This window comes from Microbacterium sp. bgisy203, from assembly GCF_965345155.1.
Taxonomy (GTDB): domain Bacteria; phylum Actinomycetota; class Actinomycetes; order Actinomycetales; family Microbacteriaceae; genus Microbacterium.
This window is the reverse complement of the sequence record NZ_CBDRLZ010000002.1, coordinates 187,788-200,893: the sequence shown is the minus strand read 5'-3', so window position 1 is coordinate 200,893 and position 13,106 is coordinate 187,788. Positions and strand designations below refer to the sequence as shown.

The 13,106-nt window shown below is 71.7% G+C and carries 11 protein-coding genes; 6 read left to right on the top strand and 5 right to left on the bottom strand.

Annotation, left to right across the window (positions count from 1 at the left end):
* Positions 1 to 109: 109 nt before the first annotated feature.
* The 3 genes from fabG (at position 110) to ACRVYW_RS04305 (ending at position 3,446) form a co-directional block, all read left to right on the top strand.
* Positions 110 to 859, top strand: a complete 750-nt coding sequence (fabG, locus tag ACRVYW_RS04315) for a 3-oxoacyl-ACP reductase FabG (RefSeq protein WP_431802041.1) — start codon at positions 110 to 112, stop codon at positions 857 to 859.
* A 176-nt stretch (positions 860 to 1,035) separates the two neighbouring features.
* A complete protein-coding gene (locus tag ACRVYW_RS04310; RefSeq protein ID WP_431802039.1) occupies positions 1,036 to 2,229 on the top strand; it encodes a phosphotransferase family protein in 1,194 nt (397 codons plus the stop codon).
* Positions 2,229 to 3,446 carry an acyl-CoA dehydrogenase family protein gene (locus tag ACRVYW_RS04305; protein ID WP_431802037.1) on the top strand — a complete coding sequence of 406 codons (1,218 nt, stop codon included), beginning with the start codon at positions 2,229 to 2,231 and terminating at the stop codon, positions 3,444 to 3,446. Before ACRVYW_RS04310 ends, ACRVYW_RS04305 begins: the two co-directional genes overlap by 1 nt.
* A 102-nt stretch (positions 3,447 to 3,548) precedes the next feature.
* Here ACRVYW_RS04305 and ACRVYW_RS04300 read toward each other — a convergent pair whose 3' ends face one another.
* The 5 genes from ACRVYW_RS04300 to ACRVYW_RS04280 form a co-directional block, all read right to left on the bottom strand.
* The gene (locus tag ACRVYW_RS04300; RefSeq protein WP_431802035.1) at positions 3,549 to 4,340 is read right to left on the bottom strand and encodes a glucose 1-dehydrogenase; all 792 of its coding nucleotides are present in this window, start codon (positions 4,338 to 4,340) and stop codon (positions 3,549 to 3,551) included.
* Positions 4,337 to 5,356, bottom strand: a complete 1,020-nt coding sequence (locus tag ACRVYW_RS04295; RefSeq protein ID WP_431802033.1) for an NADPH:quinone oxidoreductase family protein — start codon at positions 5,354 to 5,356, stop codon at positions 4,337 to 4,339. Before ACRVYW_RS04295 ends, ACRVYW_RS04300 begins: the two co-directional genes overlap by 4 nt.
* A gap of 53 nt (positions 5,357 to 5,409) precedes the next feature.
* Complete coding sequence (locus ACRVYW_RS04290) at positions 5,410 to 6,012, bottom strand: TetR/AcrR family transcriptional regulator (RefSeq protein WP_431802031.1); 603 nt, start codon at positions 6,010 to 6,012, stop codon at positions 5,410 to 5,412.
* A 46-nt stretch (positions 6,013 to 6,058) separates the two neighbouring features.
* Positions 6,059 to 6,826, bottom strand: coding sequence for an SDR family oxidoreductase (locus tag ACRVYW_RS04285; protein ID WP_431802029.1), 768 nt, complete (start codon positions 6,824 to 6,826; stop codon positions 6,059 to 6,061).
* A 227-nt stretch (positions 6,827 to 7,053) separates the two neighbouring features.
* A complete protein-coding gene (locus tag ACRVYW_RS04280; RefSeq protein WP_431802027.1) occupies positions 7,054 to 8,823 on the bottom strand; it encodes an acyl-CoA dehydrogenase in 1,770 nt (589 codons plus the stop codon).
* A 191-nt stretch (positions 8,824 to 9,014) separates the two neighbouring features.
* On the opposite strand from ACRVYW_RS04280, the gene ACRVYW_RS04275 reads away from it, so the two are divergent.
* From ACRVYW_RS04275 to ACRVYW_RS04265, 3 genes are all read left to right on the top strand, one after another.
* Positions 9,015 to 10,082 carry an ATP-dependent DNA ligase gene (locus ACRVYW_RS04275; RefSeq protein ID WP_431802598.1) on the top strand — a complete coding sequence of 356 codons (1,068 nt, stop codon included), beginning with the start codon at positions 9,015 to 9,017 and terminating at the stop codon, positions 10,080 to 10,082.
* A gap of 356 nt (positions 10,083 to 10,438) precedes the next feature.
* Positions 10,439 to 11,794, top strand: coding sequence for a threonine/serine ThrE exporter family protein (locus ACRVYW_RS04270; protein ID WP_431802026.1), 1,356 nt, complete (start codon positions 10,439 to 10,441; stop codon positions 11,792 to 11,794).
* 86 nt (positions 11,795 to 11,880) lie between these two features.
* Positions 11,881 to 13,095, top strand: coding sequence for an AI-2E family transporter (locus ACRVYW_RS04265; RefSeq protein ID WP_431802024.1), 1,215 nt, complete (start codon positions 11,881 to 11,883; stop codon positions 13,093 to 13,095).
* Positions 13,096 to 13,106 lie beyond the last annotated feature (11 nt).

Genomic DNA, 13,106 nt, shown 5'->3' with positions numbered 1-13,106 from the left:
CGCGACAGCACGGCCGCGCGCACATACCGCTCGGTCGGTAGGCTGGCCCCGGCATCCCGACGGCGTGATCTCGCCGGGCTGGTGTCGTCGTCTCGCGAAAGGACCCCTCATGACCCGTGTCGCCCTCGTCACCGGCGCCGCCCGCGGCATCGGCGCCGCCATCGCGCGTCGCCTCGCCTCCGACGGCAATGCCGTCGCCGTCCTCGACCTCGACGCCGCGGCGTGCGCCGACACCGTCGACGCGATCACCGCCGCGGGCGGGCAGGCCATCGCCGTCGGCGCGGACGTCTCCGACTCTGCGTCGGTCGAGGCCGCCGTGGCCGAGGTCGTCGAGCGACTCGGTGCGCCCACGATCCTCGTGAACAACGCCGGCATCCTGCGCGACAACCTCCTCTTCAAGATGACCGACGACGACTGGGACGCGGTCCTGGGCGTGCACCTGCGCGGCGCATTCCTCATGAGCCGCGCGGTGCAGAAGCACATGGTGGATGCCGGATTCGGCCGCATCGTGAACCTCTCCTCGACCTCGGCGCTCGGCAACCGCGGGCAGGCGAACTACGCCGCCGCGAAGGCCGGCATGCAGGGCTTCACCAAGACGCTCGCGATCGAGCTGGGGCGCTACGGCATCACCGCGAATGCCATCGCGCCGGGGTTCATCGCGACCGACATGACGCGCGCGACGGCGGAGCGGATCGGGATGACCTTCGACGAGTTCCTGGTCGCGGCGGCCAAGGAGATCCCCGTCGGGCGGGCGGGCACCCCCGAGGACATCGCGGCCGCGGCATCCTTCTTCTGCGCCGAGGAGTCGGGGTTCACCTCGGGCCAGGTGCTCTACGTCGCCGGGGGTCCGAAGGCCTGACGCGGTTCGTCGGCGCAGATCGCGCTCATCGGAGAGATTGTCGGCGCAGATCGCGCTCATCCGGGCGGGTGGAAGCGATTCGCGCCGACAATCCAGAAGCGACCCTCCCACAACAAACCGACCGTCCGGTATGCTGGCGAGCGAGGCGTCGTGGACGGCGCCGGAGAGGGTCACCGATGACCGCCGACACCACACCTGCACCGGCATCCGCCACGCCGAACTCCGCGAGCCCAGCATCCGCCACCGCTCGCTCCGCGCCGACGGCCGAGGTCCCCGGCCTCGACGTCGCAGGCCTCGAAGCTTGGCTCGTCGACGCACACCCCGACCTCGTCGTCCCCGGTCAGCACCTCACCGCGACGGTCATCGCGGGCGGGCGCAGCAACCTGACGTACGGCATCGACGGGGCGGCGCGGCCGCTCATCGTCCGCCGCCCGCCGCTCGGCCACGTGCTCTCGAGCGCCCACGACATGCGCCGCGAGCACCGGGTCATCTCGGCGCTCGCAGGCAGCGCGGTACCTGTGCCGGTCGCGGTCGACGTCGTCGACGACACCGAGGCGAAGCAGGTCACCGGCACCGTCTTCTTCGTCATGGAGCGCGCCCCGGGCCGCGTCCTCGCCCGCCCGACGCACAACGCGGGCTTCACCCCCGACGCTCTCCGCGCGCTCAGCCTCGAGCTCGCCGGCGACCTGGCCGCACTGCACTCGGTCGATCCCGAGACCGTCGGCCTCGCCGACTTCGGCAAGCCCGACGGGTTCCTCACCCGCCAGCTCGCGACGTGGCGGCGGCAGCTGGATGCCTCGCGCTCGCGCGAGACTCCCGAGCTCGACCGCCTGCAGGCCGCGCTCGAGGCGGATGTCCCCGAGACGACCCGGACGGGCATCGTCCACGGCGACTTCCGCCTCGACAACGCTCTCGTCACCGGTGAGGGCGACGAGGCGCACGTCTCGGCGATCCTCGACTGGGAGATGGCGACCCTCGGCGACCCGCTCGTGGACGTCGGCATGTTCGCGATGTACTGGGAGATCGGGCACCTCCCCGGCGCGCTCGCGACCGCCGTGCCGAGCGCGGTCGACGCCGCGGCCGGGTACCCCACCCTCAACGAGATGATCGCCGCGTACGCGGAGCGCGCCGGCATCCCCGTGCCCGAGCTGCACTGGTACCGCGCGTTCGCCGCGTACAAGCTCGCGGTGATCCTCGAGGGCATCCACTACCGCTACCAGCAGGGCGGCACGGTCGGCGAGGGCTTCGACCAGATGGGCGGGCTTGTCGCACCGCTCGCGCGGGCGGGCCTCACGGCGCTGGATGCCGAGGCATCCGCAGCCCCTTCCGACACGGACTCCGACACCCCCACCGAGAGCGAGGCCCGCTGATGGACTTCTCCTTCGATACTGAGACCGAGGCGCTCATCACCCGTGCTCGCCGCTTCGTCGACGAGCGCGTGCTCCCCGCCGAGCCGATCCTCGAAGAGCAGCTCGCCGCGACGCCGAACGAGTGGACCGTGCGCCCGATCGTCCGCGAACTGCAGGATCGCGCGCGCGCCGAGGGCCTCTGGAACCTGTTCCTCCCGGCCGGGCACGGTGAGAACGGGGGCGCGGGTCTCACGAACCTGCAGTACGCGCCGATCGCCGAGATCACCGGCTGGTCGACGCGCCTGGCTCCCCCCGCGTTCAACTGCGCCGCGCCCGACACGGGCAACATGGAGGTCCTGAACGACTTCGGCACCCCCGAGCAGAAGGAGCAGTGGCTGACGCCCCTACTGAACGCCGAGATCCGCTCCGCGTTCTGCATGACCGAGCCCGACGTCGCCTCGTCCGACGCGACCAACATCGACACCCGCATCGTGCGCGACGGCGACCACTACGTCATCAACGGACGCAAGTGGTGGTCGACCGGCGCGATGAACCCGGATGCCGCGATCTTCATCGTCATGGGCAAGACCGATCCGGATGCCGACCGCCACCGTCAGCAGTCGATGATCCTCGTTCCCCGTGACACCCCCGGCGTCGAGGTCGTGCGTCCCCTGACGGTGTTCGGCTACGACGACCGCGACCACGGCGGGCACGCCGAGGTCGTCTTCCGCGACGTGCGCGTGCCGGCCTCGAACCTCATCGCCGGCGAGGGCGACGGGTTCGCGATCGCGCAGGCGCGCCTGGGCCCCGGCCGTATCCACCACTGCATGCGGGCGATCGGCACGGGCGAGCGCGCTCTCCAGCTGATGAGTGAGCGGGCGCGCGAGCGTCACGCGTTCGGGCGGGCGCTGGCCGACCAGGGCGTCGTCCGCGAGTGGATCGCCGAGTCGCGCATCACGCTCGAGGCGCTGCGCCTGCTCGTCCTGAAGACCGCGTGGCTCATGGACACCGTCGGCAACAAGAAGGCGATGACCGAGATCCAGGCGATCAAGATCGCCGTTCCGCGGGGCGTGCAGCAGATCGTCGACCGCGCCATCCAGCTGTACGGCGGCGCGGGCGTCTCGGGCGACACCCCGCTCGCCGAGATGTACGCCGGCATCCGTTCGCTCCGGCTTGCCGACGGCCCCGACGAGGTGCACCTGTCGAGCCTCGGCCGTGCGCAGCTGCGCGCGCGCTGACGCGGCGCCGGCTCTTCGGCTCGCTGCGCTCGCTCAACGACCGGGGGTTGCGCGCGCATAGCCGTACTCCGAGCGCGCGCACAGCCAGGCGTCGAAACGGCGTTACTTGTGCGGGATGCCGGTGATCATGCCGCCGTCGACGACGAACTCGGCGCCGGTCGTGAAGGCCGAGGCATCCGACGCGAGGAAGACGATCGTCCCGGCGACATCGCCGGGCTCGCCGGGTCGGCCGAGCGGGATGTCGAGGCGCGCGGGGTCGATGCGGGCCGACATGTCCGAGCGAATGAACCCCGGATGCACCGAGTTGACGCGGATGCCGGAGGGCCCGAGCTCCACCGCCATCGACTGCGAGAGCCCGCGCACGCCGAACTTCGACGCCGTGTAGCCGTGTAGGCCGGGGCTGCCGCGCATGCCCTCGACCGACGAGATGTTGATGATCGATCCGCCCGTGCCGGTGGCGGCGAACTGCGCCTTCATCTGCGGCACGACCGCGCGACACCCGAAGAAGACGCCCGTGAGGTTGACGGCGATGACGGCATCCCACTTCGCGGTCGTGAGGTGCTCGACGGGGGCAGCGTTGACGATCCCGGCGTTGTTGACGAGGACGTCGACCGCCCCGAACGCGGCGACCGTGTCGGCGATGACGGTCGCCCACTGGTCTTCGTCGCGGACGTCGAGGTGGTGGTACCGCGCTGTCGCATCGGCATCGCCCGCACCGTCGCGGGCCGCACTGTCGAGCTCGGCGGCGAGCGCCGCACCCTCGTCGTCGAGGATGTCGGCAATCATCACCCGCGCGCCCGCGGCGTGCAGCGCGCGGGCGTAGGCGGCACCGAGGCCGCGGCCGCCGCCGGTGACGATGCAGACGCGTCCGCCGAGGTCGATCGTCGCGCTCACGCGGCGACCTCGATGACGACGCGTCCGACCGTCTGGCCGCCGGCGAGGTCGGTGAGGGCCGCGGGCGCCTCGCCGAACGGGACGACGTGGTCGACGACGGGCGAGATCGCGCCGTCGTCGGCGAGGCGGGTGATCTCGCGGTGCGCCTCGGCGACGAGGTGCGGTGCGACCTGCGTATAGAGGCCCCAGTGCAGACCGAGCAGCGAGTAGTTCTTGACCAGCACGTGCCCCGCGGGCAGCTGGGGGATCGTGCCGCTCGCGAAACCGACGATGACGATGCGTCCCTCGAAGGCGATGCACTTGGTGGATGCCGCGAAGGCGTCGCCCCCCACGGGATCGAACACGACGTCGGCGCCGTGCCCGCCGGTCGCGGCCTTGACGCCCTGCGCGATGTCGTCGACGCCCCGGATGAGCACGACCTCGGCTCCCGCGGCGCGGGCGACCTCGGCTTTCGCCTCGGAGCCGACGACGCCGATCACGCGAGCTCCGGCGGCGACGCCGAGCTGCACGGCGGCGGCGCCGACACCGCCCGCCGCGGCGTGGACGAGCAGCCACTCCCCCGGCTGCAGCGCCGCCCGGCGGTGCAGGCCGAACCACGCGGTCTGGTACGCGACGAAGAGGCCGGCGGCCGCGGCATCCGGAAGCGTTGCGGGCGCGGGATGGACGTCGGATGCCGGCACGGCCGCGTACTCGGCGAGCACCCCGATCTTCGAGGCGAGCACCCGGTCGCCGATGCGGAAGGACCCGGCATCCGCGCCCTCTCCGAGCGCGACGACGTCGCCCACGCACTCGATGCCGGGGATGAAGGGCAACTCGGGCTTCACCTGGTACTCGCCGCGCGCGAGGAGGACGTCGGGGAAGTTGGCCGCGACGGCGCGCACCCGCACGAGCACCTCCCCGGAGGCGGGCGCGGGGACCGGGACGTCGTCGAGCGAGAGCGCATCAGCGGGTTCGCCGAGCGTCGTCACCCGCCAGGCGCGCATCGTCTCGGGAACGGTGGATTCGTGCTCGGGCATCGTCGCCTCCTGGACGGGTGGTGGGGTGGTGCGGGTGGGGTGGTGCGGGTCGGTCAGGCGCCCGCGTCCGCGGGATGCAGGCTCGTGAGGTACAGGTCGGTCAGCTGGGCGGCGACGAGGTCGCGGCTCTCGGGCCCGGTCGGCGAGTACCACTGCGACAGGTAGTGGACGTCGCTGAAGAAGTGCGCCACGAGCAGCGCCACCGGGATGTCGGTGCGGTAGCGGCCCTCAACCTGCCCACGCTCGAGGAGCGCGGCGAACGCGTCGTGGTAGGCGCGGCGGCGGCGCGTGACCTCGTCACGCCGGTCAGCGGAGAGCAGGTGCGCGCTGCGGAAGAACACGGCCGCCTCACGGAGGTGGTCGATCGACGTCTCGATCACGTCGACGCACACGGCGCGGAGGATCTCGTCGACACCCGCGCCGGATGCCTCGCCGCGCGCGACGATCTCGTCGAGGTGCTGCTTCTGCAGTGTCAGGAGCTCGTCGTAGATGCCGAAGAGCAGGTCGTCCTTCGACGCGAAGTAGTGGTACATCGCGCCCTTGGTGACGCCGGCCGCCTCGACGATCTGCTGCACGCTCGTCGTGACGTAGCCCTGGGTCGCGAACAGCTCGACGGCCGCGCGGGTGATGTCGTCGGCGACGTGGGAATCCTTCACCGGGCGCCTCTCTTCTCGGTCCGTGCTCTGCCGCTCGACGCGGGCGTCACATGAGGGGCTTGATGCCCGCGCCGCCGTCGATCGACAGGGTCTGGCCGGTGATCCACGCGGCATCCTCTGACAGGAGGAAGGCGACGGGCCCGGCGATGTCCTGCGGCGTGCCGAGGCGGTTCAGCGGGTAGGCGGCGGCGGTCTCGGTCTCGTGCCCCTCGTAGAGCGCGCGGGCGAACTGGGTCTTCACGACGGCGGGGGCGACGGCGTTGACGCGGATCGCGGGGGCGAGCTCGTACGCGAGCTGCGCCGTGAGGTTGATGAGGGCGCCCTTGGATGCCCCGTACATCCCGATCCCGGGGCTCGCTCCGAGGCCCGCGACGGAGGCGACGTTCACGACCGAGCGGCTGAGCCCGGCCGCGAGCGCGTCGCGCGTCCACTCGAGCGTCGCGAGCACGTTGACCTCGAGGATCTTGCGCGCGGCACCCAGGTCGACGCCCGCGAGCGGACCGTAGGCGGGGTTGATGCCGGCGTTGTTGACGAGGTGGTCGAGGCGTCCGTAGGTCTCGGCGACGTGGGCGTATACGGCGGCGCGGTGGTGCGGGTCGTCGGCGGCGCCGGCGACGCCGCTGGCGGCGGGGGTGCCGTCGGCGAGGGTGCCGAGCTCGGCGACGGCGGCATCCAGCGCCTCGCTCTTGCGGCCGGTGAGCACGACGCGTCCGCCCTCGGCGACGAGGCGCTGCGCGATTCCAAAGCCGATCCCGCGGCTTGCGCCCGTGATGATGGTCACGGTGTCGGTGAAGCGTGCCGTGGCATCCGTCATTTCTGCTCCTCCTCGAGCGTCTCGGTCATCTCATACCGTCCAGTCGGTATGACGCTAGCACAGCGCGCCTCCGCCCCGCACGCGCCCCTCTCCGTCCCGCCCGCCCGGCTCGCGAATCACCGCCCGATGCGCGAATCACCGCCGCTTTCGCGCGAATCGGGTGGTGATTCGTGAAAGCGGCGGTGATTCGCGAGCCAGGGGCGGGCGCCGGCGCGGGAGTGCGAGCGTCAGACGGTTTCGCCCGAGGCCACCGTCTCGGCGAGGGCGTGCACGCGCGGCAGGTGGTGCGCGCCGTAGAAGTCCGCGGTGCGCAGGCGTGCAACATCCTCGTCGGTCGCCGCGTCGTGCTTCGCGACGGCGACGACGGCGAGGCCGTGCATCCACCCGCCCGAGAGCGTTCCGAGGAGCATGAGGTACGGCACGCTCACGGCATGCGCGTCGCGGAGCGACCCGGCGAACCCGAGCAGGTCGGCGGTCGCGCGACGCGCTGCGGCGACGGCGCGCTCGAGCCGGTCGGCGGTGCGCTCGGCCGTTCGCACCGCGACGTCGGATGCCGCATCGCCCGCGACGGCGCGGAGGTCCGCGACCGTGGCGTCGATCCGCGCGAACAGCGCTTCGGCGGTCGCGCCCTGGTTGCGGATGACCTTCCGTCCGATGAGGTCGTTCGACTGGATCGCCGTCGTGCCTTCGTAGATCGTCATGATGCGGGCGTCGCGGTAGTGCTGCGCGGCGCCGGTCTCCTCGATGAAGCCCATGCCACCGTGCACCTGGATCGCCTCGCTGGTGAGCTCGATCGCATCCTCCGTGGCCCAGCCCTTGAGGATCGGCACGAAGAACTCGGCGAGTGCGAGCGTCGCGGCATCCTCCGTTCCTTCGGCCTGGTCGAAGAGGTCGCCGACATACACGCCGAGGGCGCGCATCGCGTAGATCTCGCTCGCCATCGACAGCAGCAGACGCCGGACGTCGGGGTGCTCGGCGATTGGCGCCGAGGCATCCCGATCGAGCACGCGGCCCTGCATGCGATCTGCGGCATATGCCCGCGCCTGCTGGTACGCGCGATCGGCGATGCCGGTCGCCTGGAAGCCCATGCCCATGCGCGCGGAGTTCATCATGACGAACATGCCCGCCAGCCCGCCGCCGACCTCGCCGACGAGGTAGCCGGTCGCGTCCTCATACGCGAGGACGCAGGTGGGCGAGCCGTGGATGCCGAGCTTGTGCTCGATCGCGACGGTCTCGACGCCGTTGCGGTCGCCGAGCGAGCCGTCGGCGTTCACGAGGTACTTCGGCACGACGAACAGCGAGAGGCCCTTCGCGCCCTCGGGGGCGTCGGGCGTGCGCGCCAGCACGAGGTGGACGATGTTCTCGGCCACATCGTGGTCGCCCCACGTGATGAAGATCTTCTGGCCCTTGATCGACCACGAGCCGTCACCCGCTCCTTCGCCACGGGGGGTGGCGATCGTGCGGATCGCGCCGAGGTCGGTGCCGGCCTGCGGCTCGGTGAGGTTCATGGTGCCGGTCCACTCGCCCGAGACGAGCTTCGTGAGGTAGATCTCGCGGATCTCTTCGGACGCGGCGGCATCCAGCGCGTGGATCTGCCCCGCGCTCAGCAGCCAGCAGAGGGCGAACGCCGCATTCGAGGCGTTCCAGATCTCGCCGAGCCCCGCGCGCACGGAGCCCGGCAGGCCGTCGCCGCCGGCCGATTCGGGCGCCTCGGCGCTGACCCAGCCCGCCTCGATGAACGCCTGATACGCCTCAGCGAACCCGTCGGGCAGGTGCACCTGGCCGTCGACGAACTGCGCGCCCACGGTGTCGCCGACCGTCTCGAGCGGCGCGAGGACGGATGCCGCGAACTCGCCGGCGCCCTCGATCACGTCGGTCGCGTCGTCGGCGGTCAGTGCGCCGCCGGTCGCGCGCGCGACGATGTCGAGGCCGAAAGCCTCGTGGTACAGGAAGGCGTAGTCCGCGACGGGTGGGACGTACTCGGAGGCGGCGGCCATGACGGACTCCTCGGTGGGGCGCGATGCGCGCGATGGGATGAAACTCCGGTCCAGTGTAGATGAAACTGAGTCTCAGAGGGCTGGGAGGATCCGGCGACACCGGGGCCGAGGCATCCTGTGCGCGGACCGCACCCCTCGCGTCCGCGGCGGTGGCACGCGAGGATGGCGGCGTGTATGACATCCCCGCTCCCATGCTCGCCAAGGCCGTGCCCGCCATCCCCGACCCCGCCAAGACGCCCGGCGGACTGTCGTTCGAGCCCAAATGGGACGGGTTCCGCGCGATCGTCGCGTGGGACGGCACGGGCGCCGACGGCGTGGAGATCGGCTCGCGCGGCGCGAAGCCGCTCACCCGCTACTTCCCCGAACTCGTGGATGCCTTCCGCGCGCTCCTCGCCGAGCCGTGCCTCATCGACGGCGAGATCGTCGTGGCGCTGCCGGCCGCCGATGCGAGCGAGACGGCCGATGCGGGCGGCGGCGATGCGTCACTGCGTCTCTCGTGGGAGGCGCTGTCGCAGCGGATCCACCCCGCGGCATCCCGCGTCGCCCTGCTCAGCGCCGAGACGCCCGCCCGCTTCGTCGCCTTCGACCTGCTCGCGCGTGGCGACCGCGACCTGCAGGGCGAACCGTTCGCCGCGCGGCGCGCGGAGCTCGAGGATCTGCTCCGCGGCATCCCCGACCCGATCCACCTCACACGGACGACCACCGACCCCGCCCTCGCGACGCAGTGGCTCGCGCAGTTCGAGGGCGCCGGACTCGACGGCGTCGTCGCGAAGCCGCTCGCGCTCCCGTACACCCCCGGCAGGCGCACGATGATGAAGATCAAGCACGCGCGCACCGCCGACGTCGTCACGCTCGGATACCGCGTGCACAAGAGCGGGGCCGGCGTCGGGTCACTCCTCGTCGGCCTGTACGACGACGACGGCGCGCTGCACCAGGCCGGCGGCGTCTCGGCGTTCACCGACGCGCGCCGGCGCGAGCTCGTCGACGAGCTGGCGCCCCTCGTCGAGACCGATGCCGACGGCGCGGCCGTGCGCGGCGACGGCGAGCGCTCGCGGTTCACCGCGGCCGACAAGGACACGTCGTTCGTCCGCCTCCGCCCCGAACGGGTGCTCGAGGTGCGCTACGACCAGCTCGAGGGGCGGAGATTCCGCCACACGGTGCAGTTCGAGCGGTGGCGCCCCGACCGCGACCCGCGCTCGTGCACCTACGACCAGCTCGAGCAGGTCGCCGCCTACGACCTGGCCGACGTCCTCGACTGACGTCCCGGCGCTGCGGCGTTCGGTTCGCAGGACGATCGACGCGGGATGGGGCGTCGAATCGTTGCGGTCGGGCGTTGGGCGCCGGATCTCCTGCGAGACGAACGCGAGACGAACGCATCCAGCCGCGTCTCCCCACCCGCACACGCGGATCGAGCCCGCATCGGCGCCGGACTCCGGCGGCCGGCCATGCGGGCCCGATCTGCGAAAGGGGGCCCGATCTCCGAGGGAGCCGGGCCGACTCCTTCATGGCTCCGAAACTACCGGCGCGATGCGCGGCGACACCCCGGCGCGCGCCGTGAATAAAGACCCGGCCCGTCGGGGGTGCGGGCGCCCGCGGCCGATGCCAGGATCGGAGCATGTCTCCGTCCGCCGAGCCGCCCCCACCCGAGGACGATGCCGCCCGCGGCGTCCCCGGCGACCAGGCATCCGGAGCAGACCTCGACGGCGACCTCTCGCTCACCCAGGAACTGCGCCTCGAGCCGGTGCAGTTCATCGCGCGCACCGACGCGGTCATGCGCCTCGGCGCACTCATGCTCGGCGCGGGTGCGTCGTCGGCGCGGGTGCGCGACAGCATGGAGCGCGCCGCGCACGCCGTCGGCATCGAGACGCTGCACACCCGCGTCGGCATGAACGACCTCGTCGCCACGATGAGCCGCGGGCAGATGTTCCGCACGCGCGTCGCCGAGATCCGCCGGCCCGGGGTCGATGCGGAACGCCTTACGGCACTCAAGCGCCTGACCGGCGAGCTGCAGCCCGGCACCTCTCCCGCCACGCTGCAGCAGCGATTGGATGCCGTCGAGTCACGCCCTCGCCGTTACCCCGAGGTCGTCCGGGTCTTGGGCGCGGGCCTCGCCTGCGCGGCGTTCGCCCTCTTGAACAACGGCGGGTGGCAGGAGTTCATTGCGGTGCTCATCGCCGCCGCGATCGGGCAGTTCGTGCGGATGCGCATCGCGCGCCTTCGCACCAACGAGTTCCTGACCGTGTTCGTCTCCGCCGTCACCGCGCTGCTCGTCTACCTCGGTGTCGCGGCGCTGCTCGCCCTTCTCGGCGTACCGGGCGGACAGCACGACGCCGCGCTCACGGGCGCCGTTCTCTACCTCGTCCCCGGCTTCCCCCTCGTCACGGGCGCCCTCGACCTCGCCCGCCTCGACCTCAACGCCGGCATCTCCCGTGTCGTCTACGCAACGCTCGTGCTGCTCGCGACAGGAACGGCGGTGTGGGGCATCGGCTCGATCTTCCAGGCGACGGTGACCCAGACCGCCGATCCGCTCTTCGCGGAGCCGGTGCTGTCGGTCGTGCGCCTGCTCGCCGGCTTCGTCGGCGTGCTCGGGTTCGCCGTGCTCTTCGACACCCCGCCCGCGATCGCCTTCACCACCGCGGCGCTCGGGTCGGTGGCGAACGTCGCGCGGCTGGCATTCATCGACGGCGGGATGACGGCGCCACTCGCGGCGGCGATCGCGGCGCTCGCGGTGGGCTTCGGCGCGTTCCTGTTCGGCGACCGCCTCCGCGCGGCGCGCGTCACCCTCACGGTGCCCGCGGTCCTCATCATGGTGCCGGGCGCGGCGGCGTACCGGGCGATCACGGGTGTCATCGCCGGCGACACGCTCGCCGCGATCCAGAACGGATTCACCGCCGTCTTCGTCGTCGTCGCCCTCGCGATCGGGCTGACCGTCGCCCGCATCCTCACCGAACGCGAGTGGTCGCGCCCGTGACCGCGACGCGACCCGAACCCCGACCCTGATCATCGGCCGCCTGTCAAGGCTTCGCGTCGACGGCGCGCGTCCCTTACCGTCGTGGCATGGGACTGTTCCGATCCTCCGAACCCGCCACCGTCCGCGTGTCCGACTCCGGCACCCCCGTGCGCGTGAGCGCGAGCACCGCGGGCAAGCCCTGGACCCTCTGGGCCGACGCCCTAGGCACCTTCGCCATCCGCGCCATGCAGATCCTCATCGCGGTGGCGCTCATCGCCGCCGTGCTCTGGGGCATCAGCCAGCTGACGGTCGTCGTCATCCCCTTGCTGCTCGCCATGATCCTGGCATCCGCCTTCGCGCCGGTCATGCGCTGGCTGCGCCGCAAGGGGGTGCCGGCCCTCGCCGCGACGATCCTGACGCTCCTCGCGATCGTGCTGCTGCTCACGGGCATCGGCTGGCTCATCGTCAATGCGGTCCGCAACCAGTGGGACGACCTGTACTCGCAGGCGCAGGCGGGGTTCCAGGATCTGACGGAGTGGTTCTCGACGCTTCCCATCAGCTTCGACCAGGCGCAGATCGACGAGTGGATGGGCTCGATCACCGACTTCCTCACGAGCGCGCAGTTCGGCTCGGGGGCGATCGCGGGAGTCAGCGCGGTCGCGACGTTCATCACGAGCTTCATCCTCATGGTCGTGATCCTCTTCTTCTTCCTGAAGGATGCCCCGCAGATGTGGGCCTTCCTCCTGCGCCCCTTCGAGGGCAAGAGCTACGACCGCGCGATGCGGGTCGGCGACAAGACCGTGACCACGCTCGGCTCGTATGTGCGCGGCACGGCGGCGGTCGCGGCGGTCGACGCCATCGGCATCCTCATCGGTCTGCTCATCCTGCAGGTGCCGCTCGCGATCCCACTGGCGGTGCTGACGTTCCTGCTGGCGTTCATCCCGTTCGTGGGCGCGACGCTCGCCGGCATCCTCGCGGCGCTCGTCGCCCTCGTCGCGAACGGCTGGGTCAACGCCCTGCTCGTCGTCGGTGTCGTCGTGCTCGTGAACCAGCTCGAGGGGAACTTCCTGCAGCCGGTGCTCATGGGCCGGTCGATGAAGCTGCACCCGTTCGTCGTACTGATCGTCCTGACCGCGGGAACCTTCCTCGGCGGGATCGTCGGCGCGGTGCTCGCGGTGCCGCTGACGGCGGTCGCGTGGGGCATCGTGCAGGTGTGGGACGGCCCGAACACGCCGGCGCGGTGGGCGCGGCCAAAGCATCCCGAGGATGAACAGGCGATGATCGAGGGCCGAGAACCCGAGTCGCTCACCCGCCAGAGCTGACGCCGCGCGGG

What these genes read in the sequence shown, in the direction of transcription:
- fabG (WP_431802041.1), top strand. Translation starts at nt 110, where the DNA reads ATGACCCGTGTCGCCCTCGTCACCGGCGCCGCCCGCGGCATCGGCGCC.
- ACRVYW_RS04310 (WP_431802039.1), top strand. Translation starts at nt 1,036, where the DNA reads ATGACCGCCGACACCACACCTGCACCGGCATCCGCCACGCCGAACTCC.
- ACRVYW_RS04305 (WP_431802037.1), top strand. Translation starts at nt 2,229, where the DNA reads ATGGACTTCTCCTTCGATACTGAGACCGAGGCGCTCATCACCCGTGCT.
- ACRVYW_RS04295 (WP_431802033.1), bottom strand. Translation starts at nt 5,356, where the DNA reads ATGCCCGAGCACGAATCCACCGTTCCCGAGACGATGCGCGCCTGGCGG.
- ACRVYW_RS04285 (WP_431802029.1), bottom strand. Translation starts at nt 6,826, where the DNA reads ATGACGGATGCCACGGCACGCTTCACCGACACCGTGACCATCATCACG.
- ACRVYW_RS04280 (WP_431802027.1), bottom strand. Translation starts at nt 8,823, where the DNA reads ATGGCCGCCGCCTCCGAGTACGTCCCACCCGTCGCGGACTACGCCTTC.
- ACRVYW_RS04275 (WP_431802598.1), top strand. Translation starts at nt 9,015, where the DNA reads ATGCTCGCCAAGGCCGTGCCCGCCATCCCCGACCCCGCCAAGACGCCC.
- ACRVYW_RS04270 (WP_431802026.1), top strand. Translation starts at nt 10,439, where the DNA reads ATGTCTCCGTCCGCCGAGCCGCCCCCACCCGAGGACGATGCCGCCCGC.
- ACRVYW_RS04265 (WP_431802024.1), top strand. Translation starts at nt 11,881, where the DNA reads ATGGGACTGTTCCGATCCTCCGAACCCGCCACCGTCCGCGTGTCCGAC.